Annotated in this window: 15 protein-coding genes and 3 pseudogenes; 9 read left to right on the top strand and 9 right to left on the bottom strand. The window is 51.9% G+C overall.

Going from position 1 to position 18,379, the window contains the following annotated elements; all coding sequences use genetic code 11:
- Window positions 1-54 precede the first annotated feature (54 nt).
- A pseudogene (locus B378_RS16195) lies at window positions 55-1,361 on the bottom strand (type B DNA-directed DNA polymerase); the annotation flags it as partial.
- A 333-nt stretch (window positions 1,362-1,694) separates the two neighbouring features.
- On the opposite strand from B378_RS16195, the gene B378_RS16660 reads away from it, so the two are divergent.
- Complete coding sequence (locus B378_RS16660; RefSeq protein WP_017342139.1) at window positions 1,695-1,868, top strand: hypothetical protein; 174 nt, start codon at window positions 1,695-1,697, stop codon at window positions 1,866-1,868.
- A gap of 235 nt (window positions 1,869-2,103) precedes the next feature.
- Here B378_RS16660 and B378_RS17510 read toward each other — a convergent pair.
- Window positions 2,104-2,238 (bottom strand): annotated as a pseudogene (locus B378_RS17510) (metal-dependent hydrolase); the annotation flags it as partial.
- A gap of 551 nt (window positions 2,239-2,789) precedes the next feature.
- Window positions 2,790-3,230 (bottom strand): NUDIX domain-containing protein, encoded by a 441-nt coding sequence (locus B378_RS0101890; RefSeq protein ID WP_017342137.1) that lies wholly within the window; start codon window positions 3,228-3,230, stop codon window positions 2,790-2,792.
- A 274-nt stretch (window positions 3,231-3,504) separates the two neighbouring features.
- Here B378_RS0101890 and B378_RS0101885 point away from each other — a divergent pair, with 274 nt between their 5' ends.
- A complete protein-coding gene (locus B378_RS0101885) occupies window positions 3,505-4,065 on the top strand; it encodes a metal-dependent hydrolase (RefSeq protein WP_017342136.1) in 561 nt (186 codons plus the stop codon).
- A gap of 240 nt (window positions 4,066-4,305) precedes the next feature.
- A complete protein-coding gene (locus B378_RS0101880) occupies window positions 4,306-5,628 on the top strand; it encodes an RNA-guided endonuclease TnpB family protein (protein ID WP_026046135.1) in 1,323 nt (440 codons plus the stop codon).
- A gap of 64 nt (window positions 5,629-5,692) precedes the next feature.
- On the opposite strand, the gene B378_RS0101875 is transcribed toward B378_RS0101880, so the two are convergent.
- Window positions 5,693-6,649: an NAD-dependent epimerase/dehydratase family protein gene (locus B378_RS0101875; RefSeq protein WP_017342133.1), complete on the bottom strand. Its 957-nt coding sequence runs from the start codon at window positions 6,647-6,649 to the stop codon at window positions 5,693-5,695.
- Window positions 6,650-6,756: 107 nt separating this feature from the next.
- Between B378_RS0101875 and B378_RS0101870 the strand changes: the two genes are divergently transcribed.
- Window positions 6,757-7,350 (top strand): metal-dependent hydrolase, encoded by a 594-nt coding sequence (locus tag B378_RS0101870; RefSeq protein WP_321162973.1) that lies wholly within the window; start codon window positions 6,757-6,759, stop codon window positions 7,348-7,350.
- A gap of 745 nt (window positions 7,351-8,095) precedes the next feature.
- Here B378_RS0101870 and B378_RS16655 read toward each other — a convergent pair.
- Window positions 8,096-9,199 (bottom strand): glycosyltransferase family 4 protein, encoded by a 1,104-nt coding sequence (locus tag B378_RS16655; RefSeq protein ID WP_155118176.1) that lies wholly within the window; start codon window positions 9,197-9,199, stop codon window positions 8,096-8,098.
- 177 nt (window positions 9,200-9,376) lie between these two features.
- Between B378_RS16655 and B378_RS16190 the strand changes: the two genes are divergently transcribed.
- The gene (locus tag B378_RS16190; RefSeq protein ID WP_082224215.1) at window positions 9,377-10,306 is read left to right on the top strand and encodes a glycosyltransferase family 2 protein; all 930 of its coding nucleotides are present in this window, start codon (window positions 9,377-9,379) and stop codon (window positions 10,304-10,306) included.
- A 93-nt stretch (window positions 10,307-10,399) separates the two neighbouring features.
- Here B378_RS16190 and B378_RS16650 read toward each other — a convergent pair whose 3' ends face one another.
- From B378_RS16650 to B378_RS17505, 3 genes and pseudogenes are all read right to left on the bottom strand, one after another.
- Window positions 10,400-12,397, bottom strand: a complete 1,998-nt coding sequence (locus tag B378_RS16650) for a hypothetical protein (RefSeq protein ID WP_155118175.1) — start codon at window positions 12,395-12,397, stop codon at window positions 10,400-10,402.
- A 92-nt stretch (window positions 12,398-12,489) separates the two neighbouring features.
- A pseudogene (locus tag B378_RS16645) lies at window positions 12,490-12,935 on the bottom strand (IS6 family transposase); the annotation flags it as partial.
- 128 nt (window positions 12,936-13,063) lie between these two features.
- A complete protein-coding gene (locus tag B378_RS17505; RefSeq protein WP_017342131.1) occupies window positions 13,064-13,606 on the bottom strand; it encodes a hypothetical protein in 543 nt (180 codons plus the stop codon).
- Between the two features lie 24 nt (window positions 13,607-13,630).
- Here B378_RS17505 and B378_RS17500 point away from each other — a divergent pair, with 24 nt between their 5' ends.
- From B378_RS17500 to B378_RS16175, 4 genes are all read left to right on the top strand, one after another.
- A complete protein-coding gene (locus B378_RS17500; protein ID WP_394295096.1) occupies window positions 13,631-13,975 on the top strand; it encodes a hypothetical protein in 345 nt (114 codons plus the stop codon).
- Between the two features lie 219 nt (window positions 13,976-14,194).
- Entirely contained in the window at window positions 14,195-14,452 is a 258-nt protein-coding gene (locus B378_RS0101860; protein WP_017342130.1) for a hypothetical protein, read from the top strand.
- Window positions 14,453-14,562: 110 nt separating this feature from the next.
- A complete protein-coding gene (locus B378_RS16180) occupies window positions 14,563-15,591 on the top strand; it encodes a DUF1616 domain-containing protein (protein ID WP_192812426.1) in 1,029 nt (342 codons plus the stop codon).
- A 74-nt stretch (window positions 15,592-15,665) separates the two neighbouring features.
- On the top strand, window positions 15,666-16,739 hold the full coding sequence (locus tag B378_RS16175; protein WP_082224213.1) for a glycosyltransferase family 4 protein: 1,074 nt from the start codon (window positions 15,666-15,668) through the stop codon (window positions 16,737-16,739).
- Between the two features lie 229 nt (window positions 16,740-16,968).
- On the opposite strand, the gene B378_RS16170 is transcribed toward B378_RS16175, so the two are convergent.
- Complete coding sequence (locus tag B378_RS16170) at window positions 16,969-18,375, bottom strand: polysaccharide biosynthesis C-terminal domain-containing protein (protein ID WP_082224212.1); 1,407 nt, start codon at window positions 18,373-18,375, stop codon at window positions 16,969-16,971.
- Window positions 18,376-18,379: the final 4 nt, after the last annotated feature.

Genomic DNA, 18,379 nt, shown 5'->3' with positions numbered 1-18,379 from the left:
TACGTCGGAAACGTGGGGTTGGATCGAAACGACGGAAACCAGGGGCGGGGACCACTACGACAATTTGTCGGTGGCTCCGAACGAGCTCAAAACGGCGTCCCTCTCACCGGAGAGCTCTCGCCGAATGTCGGATCGGTCCCACCCGAGCGGTGAAAGCACGCTCTCGACAGTTCGGACCAGTTGCGTCTCGTAGTACGACGCATCGTACGAATCTATCTCTTCGTGGGTGAGGGCGACACGCTCTCGCGAGGATTTCTCGTCGTCGACGACCACGTACTCGATATCCTGGCCTGGGTGGACTGCTAGATTTTGATCGCGAGCCCGTTTCAAGGCCGCCACGTTCTGGGTATTTTGCGAGTACCCTTCCAAGGGCTTGGAGACACGATTCCGTTCGACGAGCCGCTCCACTGTTACGGTACCCGCCTGTAGTTCGTCGATTGCCCGTTCGAGACGCCCAAGCACCGCGTCCGGTGACCCCGTGGCATCGAGCCGGTCGAGACAATCCCGCTGGACATCCTCGATAAACGACGGGGTCGGCCGCTGGCGAGCCTCGATACCGCGTAACTTGAACTCGTCGTTGTCAGCCACCTTGCCGAAATACTTCGTGAGTGCGCCGGCGTTGCTCTCGCGCTGGGGAACGAACGCCACCCAGTCATAGTGGGCTTCGTGTTCGAGCCGAATCTCGACGCGTTCCGTGATCGTCGTCGCGAGCCCTTCGAGGTTTTCGCGGTCCTCGTCGTCGACGTCGGGGTCCGGGGTCACCCAGATGGAGTCAACGATGCCGTGGACGACACGCCAGCCGCCGTCCTCCAGCTGCTGTTTCGCCGTCAGCAGAATCTCGCGAGCGAACGCGTTGATTGCCTCGTGGCACTCGATACGGCCGAACTTCGCGTTGCTGAACCCTTGATAGCCGAAGCAGGCGACGAGGATCCACTTTAGCGCGCCCGATCTCCCCTCGAGTTCCGCCAGGCGATCCTCGTCGGGGTCGTCCCGTTTCTTCTCGCGACGGATGGCCGCCTTGATCTCGTCGCGAGTGTCGATGATCGGTTACAACACATCGACGAGGTAGCCGCGATCGTCGCAGATTGAGTATCCGAGCCCGGGGGGTGTCGTCGCTGTCGCTGTGGCAGTCACACCGGATGACGTCGGGCGATACGTTTCGGGTACAGATGATGTTCGGGTACAACGAGGAAGTTGAGTTCGTGGACATCCTCGTGCAGGCCGACCTCGGATGCGAAGATGAACCCGCCACGGTCGGCGTCATGGAGTGTCCCCATCGGCTTGTAGAACTCGTGGCGCTAGGAGTTCCACGGGACGAGGACGCCGCGGTCGTGGGCCTCGCAGATCTGGATAGCGGTAATGCTGGACGTACTGTCATACGAGTAGTGAATACCGTCTGTCTCCACAATTACTGAATACTCGTACCTGGCCGGCGTCCATCTCAGCGTCGTCTTTCCACACCCCGATCCACTACTGAGCCCACCCGCCTGTACGCCGGCAGCGACAACCATGGGCTGGTATCGACGGGACGGTCGTCCAAGTAGAACCCGGCAGTAGCTCATATGGCGTGTTCGCCTCGGTAGGCCACGGTGATACACTCGAAGTCATCGTCACCCGTGATGACTGTGGTATTAAGAATCATTTTAGATAATTTGAGCGCCGGGTTTATATCTGGGATTCCAGCATTTTGAGGCATGAATCGTGTACGAGCAGTGCTCAGTCATGTATGGGAAGTCAGCATCATTGCCGTCCTATTCATGCTCTACGTCGTTGGACTCACCGGCGCGACGATCCTCTGGAAGGCTAAGAGACTCACCTCCCAGAACTCTGGGGTAGAAAATGAACTGGCTAAGCCGCCCCGGGCCTAAACGTATCGCTACGCAGGTCGAACGGCTGGCGGCTCTTGACTGTTAAGACCAAGAGGAGGTTTGACACGGTCGGGTAGATCGCGTGCCCGCCATGATCATCGACAGGCTCGCCGCGACAGCGATTGTCAGCGCAATCCAAACGAGAAGCCAGCAGCTCGGCAACGCCTCGCAAACTTGAGACTGGGTGGCAGCGATAGATGCTCGAGCCAGGCTGTTTTGATAAGGATGACTTCGATAGTGAGTGCGCGAGCGAGCGTCCTGAGAGAAGCACGCTAACGCTCCGTGCGGGCGACTTGTCAACGGGGTCTGGGAACTGTGTCCCTACTGCGAGGGTGGCAAGTGTGACCGGAGTAGACCTATCGGGGTCAAATTATCAGACGACAAGGAAATGGACAAGGTATCCAACGGCGAGATGCCCCCGCAGCTACACTATCTTCCTGTCTCTTCGAGGGCCGTCTCGAACCGATTGATCCCGGTTCAGTCGATCGCAGTTGATTCGTTCCTCTCTATTTCGGTCTCTTGGAGCTGGTCACGATGGGTGCTCTTTGTCTCGTGCTCATTGTTCCGATGTCGACGATCAGCTCGACAGTCTCGTCGATGGCCATCCCGGTTCCGGGCAACATCGACGGAACGGGGCCACAAGCGGTCACGGAGGCCTACGGGTCGGCTGCATTCGCCCCAGAGCCCATCTCAACCGGTACGGCCGCGGACGCGGTCACAGCTTCGGACGAATTCACCGAAGGACACGGTAAGACGGATAGGTGAGATCGTCCAACAGTTGGGCTTGACATCTCCCAGAGCCACCGCCGGAGGCGTCTCGCCTCAATGTACCGGGAGGTGCGACGGGACACGGCAGGGGTCATCGCGACCGCATGGGACGGAGCGTCCGGTCACCGCGGTCGCACACGTCCTCACTTGACGTTAGTCGGGGGACAGCGACGGCTGGTCAGAATGCCGGCGAGATCCCACCGAACCGGTGGCCACACGGACGGCCGTCGTCTGCGGCTCGCTTAGGATGCGATACGCCTCTTTGGGAAGCAGCCATTCCCAGTCCATGTGCTCGTCGCTGAGGTCAACGTTACTCTGAGACGTGGAACAGTTGTAATGAACGGCGAAGCGGCCTTGCCCGTCCTCGTTGGTCCACGCGTTCGTCGCCACGGGATCGTTGATCTCAACGGAGAGCGCCGTCTCTTCGGTAAGCTCGCGGTGAAGTCCTCGACGAACCGCCTCGCCGGTGGCGAGGCGTCCGCCGGGCAGCTCCCACTCGCCGTCCGTCCTGCGCTGGAGGATGAGGACCCGGCCGCGGGGATCAATGATGACACCGCGAACACTCACCGTCGCTCGGAGCAGTTCATCAGTCATTGGCGGAAATGATATATTAGTAATAATAAATCTGTGGGCGGAATCGACCTGACCGCAATCGACGACTCGGGGATGACGGACGTGAACGATACATCCGGGACCATTCCGGCGCGGAGTGGCGGGAGACGACCGACGGGCTGGCGGCTTCAGCCGTCAGGAGTCGACTCGGTGTCGCTCTCGTCTCGGATAGGCGAGTCCTGAGAGGCAACTAGATCGGTGACCGCAATCGGGCTCCTAGCGAGCCCGCCAGGGTTCTGTCACCCCGACGGGGATCATGGTGAGAACGCTCTTGAGCCCCGGCATGAAAGACAAGGGTGTGTTCCCTCACGAGCACCTGCTCGTTGCCCTCCTCCCCGCGGTGGCGTACGTCGCCGTTCGAGACCGGTGCCTGCCGACGCGGGGTATGGTGCTTGCGACAGCCCTCGGTAGTCAGTTTCCGGACCTCGTGGACAAGCCGCTGGCGCACCAGTTCGGCGTGCTCCCGAGCGGCCGTGTCTTCATGCACTCGCTGCCGTTCGCGCTTCCAGTTGCGGCCGTCGTGCTCGCATACGGGTGGCGTACCGAGCGCCCGCGCGTCGCCAGCGGGTTCGCTGGCGCGTACCTGCTGCACCTAGCCGGCGACACGCATGGGGCGCTGCTCGCCGGACGAATCCCATCCGATCTGCTGTGGCCGTTCGTTGCGGCGCAGTCGCGGGCCGCCGTGCCCTTCTGGGCGGGTGTCGACGGGATCAACGTGCGACTCTGGAGCGCCTTCTCCGCGGTCGTACTCGGGGTGACGGTAGTCGTGGTGGTACGGGACCTCTGGAGACAGGTCTCTCAGGAAATCGGTGTGTAATGCCAGCTGCGCACTACAGCTTTTGGGAAGAGGGCGGTGTGACGCTCTCCATCCACCCAACGTGTTATTTCACGTATGTTGGATTATAAAACGCAAGGAGAATACCCGCGCCTTTAGGCGCGGGATGAATCCGACAACCCATTCCACAACTCGCCGTCGATAGCACGACTGGATATTTCACATTCACACTCCGAAACTTTACAAGAGAAGCGAGTATAAGTGGTTATACAGGCGTTCAGAATGCTGGAAGTCCACCACACTCATCGAGCGAAAATCCTCAACCACAGCCAAGTGGCAGAGATGTTCGACCAGCATGGGTGGAGTGTCAGCAAACTCTGGAACGTCGCCAACTACCACTCCCGCGAAGTCTGGGAGGAAACCGGAGAGATTCCCGATCACGGCGACCTCAAAGACGAGTTGAAAGGTCACACCAACTACAAAGGACTCCATTCTCAGTCCAGTCAGCGCGTTCTGGAGGAACTCGCTGAAGCCTTCAACTCGTGGTACGAAAAGAGGAAGTCAGACAGTCGAGCGAATCCGCCCGGCTACCGCAAGAAAAACTACTACGACTCGGAAGGCCGTCGAGTCCACGAAGAACACCCGCGTAGCACGGTGACGTGGAAGCAAAACGGCATCAAACACGACCCTAAAAACAACCGAGTGCGCCTGTCAAAAGGCGCGAATCACAAGGAACACCCCCGAGCGTGGGAATACATCCTTATCGAATACGAAACACGACCCGGCGTCACCGTCGAGAACCTACAACAGGTTCGCGCCGTCTACGACAAGGCAAAAGGACGATGGGAACTGCATCTCGTCTGCAAAGACGAGATTGAAACGCCCAACGCGCCGGGTAACGAGACGGCCGGTATTGACCTCGGAATCTGTAACTTCGCGGCGGTTGCGTACAGTACCAAGGAAGCCGACTTGTATCCCGGCAACCGCTTGAAGCAGGACGGGTACTACTTCCCGAAAGAAATCGCTAAGTGCGAGGACTCAGGCGGCGAAGAAGCTACTCGTCTCCACGCAAAGTGGTCTGAGCGCCGCACCCACTTCTTCCACTCCTTAGCGAAACACATCGTAGAACGGTGTGTTGAGCAGGAGGTTGGTCGCATAAACATCGGGAAGCTCGCAGGTGTCCGTGAGGACGACAACGGTGAGTCGAAAAACTGGGGGAAGCACGGCAACCTCAACTTGCACGGGTGGGCGTTCGATAGGTTCTCGAACATCCTCGAATACAAAGCCAAAGTCGAGGGCATCGAAGTCGTAGAAGTTTCAGAGCACAACACGAGCAAGACGTGTTGTGTTTGCGGTAGAGAAGATGACAGCCAGCGTGTCGAACGTGGCCTGTACGTCTGCGAGTCGTGTGATGCGGCGTTCAACGCTGATGTGAATGGGGCGGAGAACATCCGTCTTGACATCAACGAAGAAAGTAACTCCGAGTCCGCACTCAGTTCGGGTGGGGATAGGAGTACCGGCTGGTTGGCACAGCCCGGAGTCTACCTGTATGACTTGTCCAGCGGATTCCAACCGCAGGCACAAGTGGTAGACTGCAAACCCTAATATCCCAAACGCGGTCGGGATTCCTCCGCCTTCAGGCGGAGGAGGATGTCAATGGGAGTGTGAGTTACTCGGCGTCCGCTTGCTCGTCGGGGGCGAGCTCTGCGACGAGATCGCGAGTCCCGCGGCGGACGGCCTCGTGGCTGGACAGCGACGGCTCCCAACCGAGGCTGGAGAGTTTCTCGATCGACAGCCGCATCTTGGGTACGTCACCCGTCCACCCGCGGTCGCCGCCGGTGTAGGTGTACTTGGGATCGACGCTCAGCTCGTCGCTCACGATGTCGGCGATGGCGGTGACCGACGTGGTCGTCCGCGTTCCGAGGTTGTACGTGTTGAGGTCGTCGTCCGCGTGTTCGACGACGTGCCGGATCGCGTCCACGCACTCGCTCACGTGCATGTACGATTTCTCCTGGCGACCGTCTCCAAGGATTTCGAGCTGGTCCGGGTCCGCGAGCAGCTTCTCGATGAAGTCGGGGATGACATTCCCGCGCTGGTGGGGGCCGACGATGTTCGCGAACCGGAACACCCAGGCCGTGAGATCGTACGAATGGGCGTGCGTCGAGATGAGCGCCTCGTCGGCGAGCTTCGAGGAGCCGTAGATGGAGATCGGCTCGAGCGGCGCGTAATCCTCCGGCGTGGGTCGGGGGGCCTCGCCGTAGACCGTCGACGAGGAGGTGAAGGCGATGTTGGAGACGCCGACCTCGTGCATGCGTTCCAAGACGTTGTACGTCATCGCCGTGTTCGCCTCGAACAGCTCCCGGTCGTTGTCGTAGTTCGTGTCGGTGTACGCCGCGAAGTGGAAGACGATGTCTAGATCTCCCGTGACCGCCTCGGCGACGGCGTCGGGGTCGGTGAGGTCGGCCTTCACGAACTCGACGCCGTCGGGGACGCGCTCGCGGTCGCCCTTCGAAAGGTCGTCGGCGACCCGCACAGCCGCGCCGTCGTCGTACAGCGTCGCCGCGAGGTGGCTTCCAACGAGGCCTGCGCCGCCGGTGATGAGGACCCGAGAATCGGTGAGATCCATACATGATCGATTACGCGCGGGAGGTATGTAGATTCGGAAACAGAACGGCCCGAGTGGCGGCGAGGTCATACTTCCACGGATGGCCGCGAGCGCGTCGGGAAACCGGTGTGTTCAAGCCGGCCGCACGGTCACCCGGAGACGTGCTTCCGTGGGGCCATCTTGCGATCGGTTATCTCTGCGTGTCGCTCGCGGTCAGAGCCCGGTATCGGATCCCGCCGCAGGGGCCGGCGGTGATCGCCGTCGCGATCGGCACGCAGCTCCCGGACCTCATCGACAAGCCACTTGCCTGGCGGTTCGGACTCATCCCCTCCGGGCGGAGCCTCGCGCACTCGCTGCTGTTCCTCGCGGCCCTCGCAGCGATCGTGTGGGCCCTTGCGGCTCAGTACGACCGGCGGCTGGAGGGGAGCGCCTTTCTCGGCGCGTATCTGTCGCACGTGCTGGCCGATATGTTTCCGGCCGCGATGGCCGGCGAGTGGGCGAGGCTCGGCGCGCTGCTCTGGCCGATCACGCCCGTGTACGAGTATCCGGACGAGATGGACTACAGCATCATCGGCTTCTTCCTCGAGTTAGAGCCGGCAGCGCTGGTGTCGCCCGAACTCGGGATCACGATCCTCGCGATCGCGCTGTGGGTCTTCGACGGAACGCCCGGGATCGGGACAGTGGTGCGGGGCGTTCGGCGACATCGGTCCGGATCGGAGTAAGTGGGGTGGTTCAGTCGACGGGTGCGCGTCGGCCGGTTGGTTTCCGGTGTCCGTTTGAGCCCGCGTTAGCCACCGGTTCGCGTATGCTTAGCCGGAGACGTGTTCACTGCCAGTAGTCGAAGTCGGAAACCGGATCCGAAGGCGCGGTGGTGACGCCGACCGACTTGGACGGCGCGTGGACGACACGGAGTTCATCGACTGCGTGCGCCCCGCCGGTCGAGTACTCGACGGTGCGCGTTCGTCCGTCGCGAGGTGATCTGTCCCCGACCGTGGTACGGTAGACGGCGGCGCCGTCGGGTTAGCGATCGTTGAGATACCTCGACGAACGGGTGGAGCTTGTTGAGAGGTGGTGAACAATCTGGAAGGCAGTGTTGTTGATCGTTGCCGTTAATCTCAGGATCGTCACGTTCGAAGTGACCGCGATAGCCAATTGCGAGGTAGTGTTTCCGACAGAGAGTTGGACGGAAACCTTCCTCGTACGCCCAGTTCATCCTCCACAAACTTACCAGTCATCTTGGATCCTCACTACTGTTGCTGCTTACACACTCGATTGAAGATGTTTAAATTTATATTCAACTATATATCACAAGAGACAACTGTTCCGACTATGCCACCGAGGTGTGAGTCTTACTTAAAACGGGTATATCTCTCATTTAAGAGTATAAGCTGGTCAGCGTGAATTGTGTGTCATAAGTAGTTCAGCACCTCTCACAAATCCAGCGTAATAGTGGTTCGCTCAGAACAATTATAGAGATTCATAAATTTGTTCGTGACGCTTAGCAACCTTAGAGAAGGATTGTGATTCCGCATATTCACGGACTTGATCTGAGAGTCGACATTGTTCTTCCTTGTTACTGACTAACTCCCGAATTCGTTCCTCCGCCTTGGCCATATTCTCAAAATTACAGATCTGTATACAGCTCCAGTCTTCTTTCAAGTCCTGAAAATACGGTAATTCTGACGCAATAACCGGTTTGCCATATGTGGCGCATCGATTAAGTATCCCACTCTGATTAACCGTGTTCACGATACCACCTTGTTCAGTTACTTGATACGGAAGAACGATAATATCACTTGCAATGAAAGACGCGTGGAATTCTTCTTCACCAAGGACACCGGTAAGTGTGAGATTTGGAGGTGCACGATGTCTAATATCTTCAACGTAGTCCTCATATGCCTGTTTTGACGGGCCACCGGCGAGCAGAAACTCAAAGTCACCCATCCGTTCAGAAAGTTCAATAAATTTGTGACTACCTTTCCGTGGTTCAATGTACCCTGGTTCGGTTATGAGTACCTCTTTAGAATCATATCCTAATTGCTGTTTCGCTTCCTTCTGTTCAAGTTCAACAACGGGATCTGTGTGCGCTCCATGAGGGAGTACAGTATACGTCGTGAGTTTAACGCTCTCAGTAAATTCCTCGGCAGTATTCTCTGACAGGAATATCACATGTGAAGCATTCAAAATAATCATTCGATTGAGTGTCGAAAGGTATAATTTTTTTAGCCTTTTTGCTGGCTCGACAACAAGATCTTCATTTAGACCTTCATGTATTGTAATTATGACGGGTGTCGTTTTTAACGCGGCACTCACATATAACAGTGGGAAGAATATCCAAGACATCATCGACATCGATCCAAATAGTCCATATTCGTGTTGAAGATGGATAGCTGTGACATCCGTTCGTCCAATACGAATTGCGCGTTCAGCGAAAATAAGTGGATTATTAGAATCAACAGGAATCTCAATTTTCTCAATCTTTGAATTTGTCATTTCAGAGGTAAGATCAGAGATATAATCTCCGATTCCGGATTCCCCCTCAGCAGGTCCTACCATCGCGATCTCATTCATAGGTGAGACAAGTTGTCCAAGACATATATTCGATACGTATTTGTATTGCGAATCACATTCTATCTCGAGGATCAAACGATGGATACTACCTTGATTAAGTCTAGCATCGCTTTCTCAAAATAATAAATATAACTTCCAAATAGCTTATTACTAGCTTCAAAATATTTGTTTAGAAACATGACAGAACGTGATTCAATAACTCGTGAAAGGAGTCAGTACAGTGCCGAGTCAGTAACACTCGCAATTGCTACTATGGACCGATTTAAATCAACTATTGAAACCCTTTTACAACTCAATCTAAAGAATTTTTATGATGTTATTATTATTGATGATTCAAATGAAAACACACTTCGTGAGTGGTGTACCGATCGGTCGATCCGATACTATAAAGGACCCAACAAAAATCTTCAAGCTGCTCGGAATCTTGCCATTACAAAGTGTGAATCAGAAATAATCAGCTTCGTTGACGATGACGTATTACTTCCGAATAACTTCGCTGAACGGGTTGCAACAGCATTCAATTCTCACCCGAAGGCAGTGGCGATCGGAGGACCGACACTCTCTCCAGCAGTCAAATCCGCTCGTGATCTCTGTTACAAAGAGAAGATGTCAGTTAACACTCGTACAGGGACAGTTCATGACGATTCTTATCGATGGATACCAGAGAATTCTACCCAAGTTGACCTGCTTAAAGGGGCAAATATGTCGTTTCTCCACACCCCACTCAAATCTATTGGTGGGTTTGATACTAGCTACGGCGGACCGGCGCAGCGAGAGGAAACGGATGTTGTCGTACGTCTCAAGAGACACGGGGAAGTGATCTGTGATCCGAGTTTACGGTGTCTGCATAAACAAACAGGAGGTGCTGATTTCAGTCCGCCCATACTTAAATGGAGATTTCGAAACCATGGTTATTTTGTAAGGAAGAACTTTGGTAATCTATCGCTTCTTTTTGGTTTTATTTCTATCTTTCTTCGACTGTGTGGGAACCCTGATAGCGTTGCACAATTAATATACAGAAAAATGATTCTCAAACAGCAATTTTCAATTATCTCATGTTTACTAGCATATATTCAAGGGGGTATCTGGGGACAGAGTCAAAACTAAGAATACTAACAAATTCATTAAATTATGTGCAAAGAGGACCGATAACCTCTACCAACACTTTCACAGGTTGGATATACATCGATATTTGAGATTTCAGATGTTCGAGAGATTGGTCTCGGGTTCCTCCTGGACAAGCCCAACCGTTCCCGTTGTATAGACTTTATTTGAGGCACCTACTTCTCGGTCAAGCCACCAATCAGCGATTACGATTGTACCCGGAAGACCTGGTTCCACTGTGGCCCCAAATTGATGTTCAGTCCACTTTGTCCGATATGCCAGCAAGCCTTCTGCTCGAATTCCGGACTGTGTAACTGTCGCGTCCGACGTGTGACGGTATCCGAACCACTCGAATGCGTCTCTCGTCAGTGAGATCGCTGTAACATTCGACACATGTTTGTCAAGATATCCTGTAGCAGCTTCAAGTTCACTGAACTCTTGTTGAGAGAAATCAACTTGCGGTTCCGGGGTCGTATAGCTCTCCCAGAGGTTCGGACCGCTGTGGAGACCGTACAGATCGTCTCCCGCGACCAAGGGGCCCGTAACTGTGATCATTACCACGAGAGCGAGAACTGCCATCTGTCGACCCCGTTTCTCACGCTGGTCCTTCGAACGAAGTAGCGATCTCAGATATCGTATCACCCGGGCGAGTCCGATCCCTGCAATCAGCACGAAGAATGGTGCCAACGGAAGGGCCACTCTCCTAGCTACGTTAAGAAGGGGTGTCTTGAGGACGAACAACGAACTTATCGTACCCAAAATTACGAACCCTGCGATGTTAGCATACTGTTCGTATCGGGTAACCACGAAGACAAATCCGAGGACGAATAATGCAGTCAACCCGATGAAGTAGAGGCCATCCACATAGAACAAGCTCTGAAAAGCAGCGACGGGACCCTGAAATGGAATTTCAGTACCGAACCCAAGTACTGTTCGGGCTCCTCCCGAACCACTGACGGTCGGGTCGTCCGATCGGGCAGTGGCGAACTGAACGAAGTACGAGATTATACCAGACTGGGTGACTGAGAGATACGTGATCCCAGTCGTGAGAGCCAAAAACAAAGGTTCTTTCCGAGGAATACTCTTGTTGACTCTGAGCCGACGGCCAATATCCATTCTAGAAACTGCGGACGGTGCGAGTAGAACTGCGACAATTCCTGCGAACAGTATTTGTGTCACGTGATGCGCCAACGAGAGTGCGACGATAGTCACTAGGCCCGTGACTGACAGCGTTAGACGTACGGGAGGCGGAGCAGATTTCCAGCGCGTTATCACATACAGGAGACAAATAATGAGAATCGTCGCGAACGCTTGCGGATAAAAGTACGACGCGTAGTTCTGAGCGAGGTAGAGCGTCGCAAAGACGATTCCTACTGCTAGCGTCTCGGTCGGTGAGAGAAACGTTCGAGCAAGATAGATTAAAGCGGCTGCGGCAATCAGAAATCCGGTAGCACCGAGAAGCATAACCGAGTCGTACGCTGGGAGCCCGGTAATTGCATTGACTGAAGCAGAGACCACGTGTAAAGCTGGGAAATTACTGTAGGTCGGATACGCAGCCTCAATCCCAGAGAGACGCCCGGTTTCGATCAGAAGTTGGACTGCTTTTACATGACCGAGAATATCCCTACTTCCGAAGTAGAACCCCGTGGCGAAATAGCGCGTGATCGGTCCGGCTACAAACAACAAGAGAATTTGGACCAAGAGTGATTTGGAAGATCCGCTTACTGTCAGCTGTGCGAAAACCAGAACGAAGCCTATAATTAAGATACACACCAGAGCTAGTAACCGATCACCGATTACGTAGGTGAATAGGCACCCGCCAATAGTTATGAACAAGACACCCTTACTCGCCCAACGATCCAGCCGGGCTGATGAGTCAAAACAGGTTGGAGCAACGTCGCCAGATTCGCTAGAGTTCTGCCACCAACTCCCGTATGTTACCGCTGCGGCTATCAGGACTCCGATCAGAGCGTAGGCTCCCTTAATAGCCGTAACGGCGTCAAGAAATTGGGATACTAACACTAGTGAAATCAGTAAAAACACTGTCGCAAGAACGTAGATGTACGACTCCCAGTGATGAACCTCCTGGTTCATCTCTGACCTACCATTAACGGCGTTGTACTATTGTAGGTACAAATCAGTATCGGTATTTTCTAAATCGTCTGAAATTGGAAGTCTACTGGTTACAGTACAGCCGCTAAATACAGTGCGTGATCAACGAGAAATACAGGTCGGAGATGTTGTGTTTCTCACGAAGCTCTCGTGGTAACTGCGCTGTCAATGCTGTTGTAGTGGCTGTAAATAGCCTCCAGTGTGGAAATTTGTTCGTTTCGGGATCGACACATGCGTATAGCCAGAACTGCTGACCGTTGATTCAGATCACCGTTTCGTCAAGCACAACGTGATCTGGGCTCGCATCGCTGGCGGACTGTAGATCGACCTTCTAAATCCAGTCATAAAATGGCTTTCCGCGAGCGTTTGACACCAAACTTCTCCAATTCTAAGACAGTATTCGAAAGGGACAGTCCAGCCATATGGAGTCGCATACCAAGCTCCACCACCTCGCTCGGTGTCTGCTCTCACCCACAAAATCTAACACGATCCAGTTGATACGACCGCTGTAACAAATTATTTTCTATATACAAATAAAAATAACTCTTATCTCACTTTTTAGCCTTAACTACTTGACTTCGCACGTTATGCTGTTGAAGCGCGTAGAGACTGCGGGAACCGTTGATGCTACCGATCACGTCGTTTCTGTCATGTACTGAGCCGATTGGCCGGTTCGAGTATTTCTCGACGCGGCAGAAACACCACGCCAAGACGTATGTGACAGGTCTTGTTGCCGCCAGCAACAAGAGCGTTTAGGGAATCTCGAACATAGTTCTCCTGGCGAAGAGTGAACGAGCCTTGAACAAGTTCCTCACCGAGTACGACTGGGAGGAAGATCATCTCAACAAAGAACGATTCGAACTGCTCCAGCAAACCGACGAAACGCGATGGACCAGTGAAGGTGTCGTCATCATCGACGACGCCTTCACGCACAAAGCAGGCGAGAACACGCCACACGCAGGGAAATTCTACGATCACGACATTCACAGCTATATCTGAGGACAGAATCTCATCTACGCACTCTACGCCGATAAGAAAACAACATTGCTTGGATTTCGGCTCTACGAGAAAGACGACAAACGCCGCGTGGAACTTGCTATCGATCTCGTTGATGAACTCATCGAGATAGGTGTCCCAGTAGACACCTATCTCTTCGATATGCTCTACTGTTCGGAAGAATTCGTCACTCACCTCGAAGGCTACGGCAAAGAGTAGGTGTGTGCCATCAAGAACAACGCGTACGTCACCTACGGCGGTGAACGCATCCGTGTCAATGCGCTCGGCCAGCGCATCGACACAGTCCCGCGTACGATCAACGGAGAGACGTACTACATCTGGACACAGAAACGTGAGGTTGGCCGTCTTGGAGAGGTGAAACTGCTGATCACCGAGAAGGAATCGAGTGACAAAGACGAGGAACTGAGAGTGAAGTACATCGCTTCTAACAAGATCGACGCGCCAGCTCGCTCCGCAACGACATCAAGCGATCCTTCCGCAAAAACGTCGAGAATTTTCTCTCTTGGGCACTCTCTAATCCTACCCGGAGTACTGACGATCTAATGTACCCGATCGATAGTATATTTATCTAACGTGCAAAGTTAAGTAACCAAACACAGACGAGTCCCAGCTTTTCCCGATGGAGATTTGTTTGTCATTATATTTGACTGTCCAAGCTAACCGTATTTGATCTCTCTACAGAATGTCGCTCTTATAGAAAATTTTAAGATGTATGTTATAAATACGAGAACTGTGAAGGCTAATGTCAGAGCGGCTTTTCGAATGGACCTCACCGAGTTTGTTCCATTTGGGATTATTCTAGTTGCCTTCTGGATTCTCGCGGGGTCCGCCCTGTGGGCGATGGAGATCTCGGAACCTTTTGTCTGGTATAGTGTGTTCTATAGCTTGTTTGTCGGTTTAGCTGAGATTGCAATCGGAAGCAGACATCTGTCGGTTCCAAGACGTATCACAGATCTCATTATCGTCGGGTTCTTTTTCTGGCTCGCAGCGCTCACAGGATATCTGACTAGCGTGCTGTAACGCCAAACGAATTATGTCAGTCAATCTAAGATCGGTTTACGCCGATCAGAAATTCATGGTAAAAGCCGCCATACGGTTCACTTATGAGAAAAATTCCTAGTGATCGAATCTTGACAGGCGGAACAACTGAGGAGACGGTATCTTTCACGGACCTCACCATCATCACTTTCGGCACATTCCTGTACGCAGGGATCGTACTCATTCACAGTGTTGAGGGCATTTCGTCATTACCAACTATACTCAACGTGCTCTCCTTGTCTCAGATGATACTCGGCTCAATACTTGCGTTATTTGCTCCTGGTTACGCACTTGTGGCCCTGCTATCGCCGCGTCTTCAGTCGGTTGCGGAATTCGGACGAGGTGAACAGAGTGTCGTTTCATTTTTACTCAGCGTCACGATCCTCATCGTACAGGGAATTCTGTTCGCCCTTTCTCCTCGTGGATTCCAACTGGATACGATCACGCTGTCGACGGTAGTTATCGTCCTCTCGCTCGTCTTCGTCGCTGGTATCTCCCGGATCGCTCAAACAGGGAAGCGTGGTGTGATCGACTTGCGTCGTCTCCGTCAATTCGCCGAACGACTTTGGAGCCCGCCAACGCGGATCGACACGGTGTTGAACGTCGCACTAATCGTTCTCGTTCTCGTTAGTGTCGGTGCATTCGTTCACCCCGCTGTTGGTGACAACACGGCTCAGTTCACCGAATTCGGTGTTTTGGTGGAGGATGAGTCCGGAGATCTCGTCGCGACTAACGTCTCTTCAACTCTCAGTTCGGAAGACAGTGGACCGTTAGCCGTGAGCCTGACAAATAGGGAGTTAGAGGCTATTACGTATACGCTTGTCGTCCAAGTACAACGCGCTTATGTCGGCGAACGATCGGTAGAGGTCTTGGAGAGTCGTCAGATCGACAGACGTCAGGTTACTCTCGCGAACAACGAGACCCAAACTATCCGATATCAATTTAATACCAATTCCGAACCGTCGGACTGTCGAGTGGCATTCCTCCTCTACAAAGGTGAGGTTCCTGATTTTCCGACGGTCGATAACGCCTATCGGGAACTTCACGTCTGGGACGGGAACGCACCGTCGACGAGAACGGCGTGTTCGTCGTTAGATGCGATCGATATATCGAATAGATAGATTTCACACTCTACTCGATACAAGTGAAGAGAACAACCCTTATGCGAAGTCAGTGTAGTACTTATTGATAATTCGTGTCTACTAACATTCGTACTGTAGGAGTCCTAGGTGGACGGGATCCGAGGGGTTTCGGAGGCGTCGAATCCGTCGTCAGCAACATCGCATCGCACGCCTCTTCGAGTTACGAGTTCATCCAGTACTGCAGCGGCGACGAGACGACTGTCGAAGAGAGTGATATCGGAACGATTCGTAAGTACTCAAACGGTTTCGGTGGTGTTCGATCGAAGCACGTCTCAAGCTGCCGTGCAGCACGCGATCTCAGTAGCCGGGACGTCGACTTGGTCCACGGCCACGGTGATAATGTTTTAGGGCTGGCTGCATTCCCCCCCTCGGAGCCATACGTCGTGACGTTCCACGGGACGACAGCTGGGATGTACGCGAACGTCTACGGAGACAATCTGGTACGGAAGGTTCTCTCTCAAATTCGCCCGTTACCAGAACGTATCGCGGCACGACAGTGTGACATCGCCGTCGCGTGTTCTGAACAGGTCCGAGACGAACTGACCTCGTACTACGGAATAGACCGCGAGAAGACGGTCGTAATTCAGAACGGCGTCGACACCGATCGCTTCGTTCCCGTTCCGCAGTCCGAGGCTCGTTCGCGTCTCGGTCTGGATTCTGATCAGGAGTACGTTCTCTGGATCGGATCTGATCCACAGCGGAAAGATCTCCAGACAGCTATTCAGGCGGTCGAATTGATGGAAAGATCAGTGAAACTTCTCGTTGTAGGTACGGACGGGGAGAACACGTCAAACGTAGAATATCTCGGTCGGGTTCCCGACAAGCGGATGGCAGATCTTTATTCTTCAGCAGACGTACAATGTCTCAGTTCGCTGTATGAAGGATTTCCGCTCGTCCTCTTCGAGTCGCTAGCATGTGGAACGCCGGTAGTTGCGAGTCCGTACATGCCGAGAGTCGAGAGCGGAGTTAGCTATGTACCAACTCACGATGCGATCAACTACGCTCAGACAATTGAGAATGTACTTACAAACCCAACAGGTGTAGAAGAACTCAGAGCATTTGTAGTCGAGTACGACTGGAATCACGTCGCAGAAAGATATGCGGATATTTATGACCAAATAATATAAAAATATTACCGGATATACCTACTGAAATTGGTTGTATAGCCCGGGAGACATCATTAAACCGTTACAATCAGCATGAATATGGCGAAGGCAGGCGATGTTAAGTAATCATGAGACGGTGGTACTTCGACTGCTCTGTGTTCGAATCTAACATCTCCACAAAAGAGCGTACCTCCGTTATTAACAACAAGAATAGTGTAATAGCATCAAATCACCCAAGATATAACTATAATCATATATTTGATTGGAGGATGTTAGTCAATTTCTTTCTTGTTTTTGGATTTAGTACTGATAAAAACATATAAATAATAACTCCAACCAAGATAACGATAAAGAGATCTGAAAAGTTGTTTATTGAGATATATTTCATTAATATATAAATTGTAGTTCCCATTATGAGACTATGCAACAGTAAATACATTATGAAAGTGGTTGGCGTTTTTATATTTATATGCATAGTTATATATCTCCGTACTAAGATTGTATTTATGATAAGAGAAAACGTGGTTGCAAGTGCCGCCCCTATCAATCCAAAATAGTAAATTAAAATAAAATTCAAAATTATATTTGACAATATACTTACTATTTTTGCCTTCGCTGCGAGATCCGGTCTGTCTAATCCGTGTAAACTTCTTGAATATATAATGTAGAATCCCTGTACTAATCTAAGACCGGCTAGGGTAATCAATACAAGAGCCCCTTTTGAGTACTCAGTTCCGAAAACAATAGTGAGTATTTCTTCACTCAATAAGGCAATACCAATAAAACCGGGGAAAATGATGAATAACGCTGGTATATGGGATTCATATAGTATATTCTCAATTATTTTTCTTTCATTACTGATATCCAACGAGCTGATCTTAGGGAAGATAGTTAATCCGACAGCACTAGTTACAATCGCCATCAAAGAACTAACACGCCATGCGATCTCGTATATTCCCACTTCGTAGCTGGTAAGTAAAAAACTGATGATTAGAATATCTATCCACGTAAAAAAATACCAGTTCACATCAGAAATATAACTATATTTTCCATATGAGAATAATTTTGAAAAATATTCGTATTTAACTGAACCAAAGACAATATTTGTTTGGTATATATTAATTATTCCCTGTGCAAGAAGTCCAAATAAATAGGAGTACATTATATACACAACTTCGGTATCCATCTGAAGGAGAGCTATCCCTACAGATAACCAAATAAGATATCGAACTACAATTGGCGCTGCTGTTTTTTGAACATTATTCTCTCCACGGAGAATACTTGCACTTGTTTCAGCAAATTCAGATAATATTAACGCAAGAATTAGAATTGACACATGACCAAAATCGAAGAATCTATTTAGGAGGCCGCTACTGAGATGTAATATAATCGACGAAACGGAGACTAGCAATATTTTTAGTAATACTGTCATAGAAATAAGCTCCGGTTTAGACAAGCCTTCACTAATTCTTTTTTCAAGTGACTCTTTGAGTCCTAAATCAGCAGCTAAACTAATAGCACCTAAGAGGGCAATAAATAGAAAATATTCCCCGATCTTACTTGGGCCCAGTATTCTAGCAAATACTGTTGTACCTGCAAATATAAGAAGAGATTTGAAAATGTTAGAAGTCGATAAGGACAGGATCGATCTAATCATTTAT

It is taken from the genome of Halorubrum sp. T3 (assembly GCF_000296615.1).
Taxonomy (GTDB): domain Archaea; phylum Halobacteriota; class Halobacteria; order Halobacteriales; family Haloferacaceae; genus Halorubrum; species Halorubrum ruber.
This window is presented reverse-complemented; position numbering and strand designations above follow the sequence as displayed.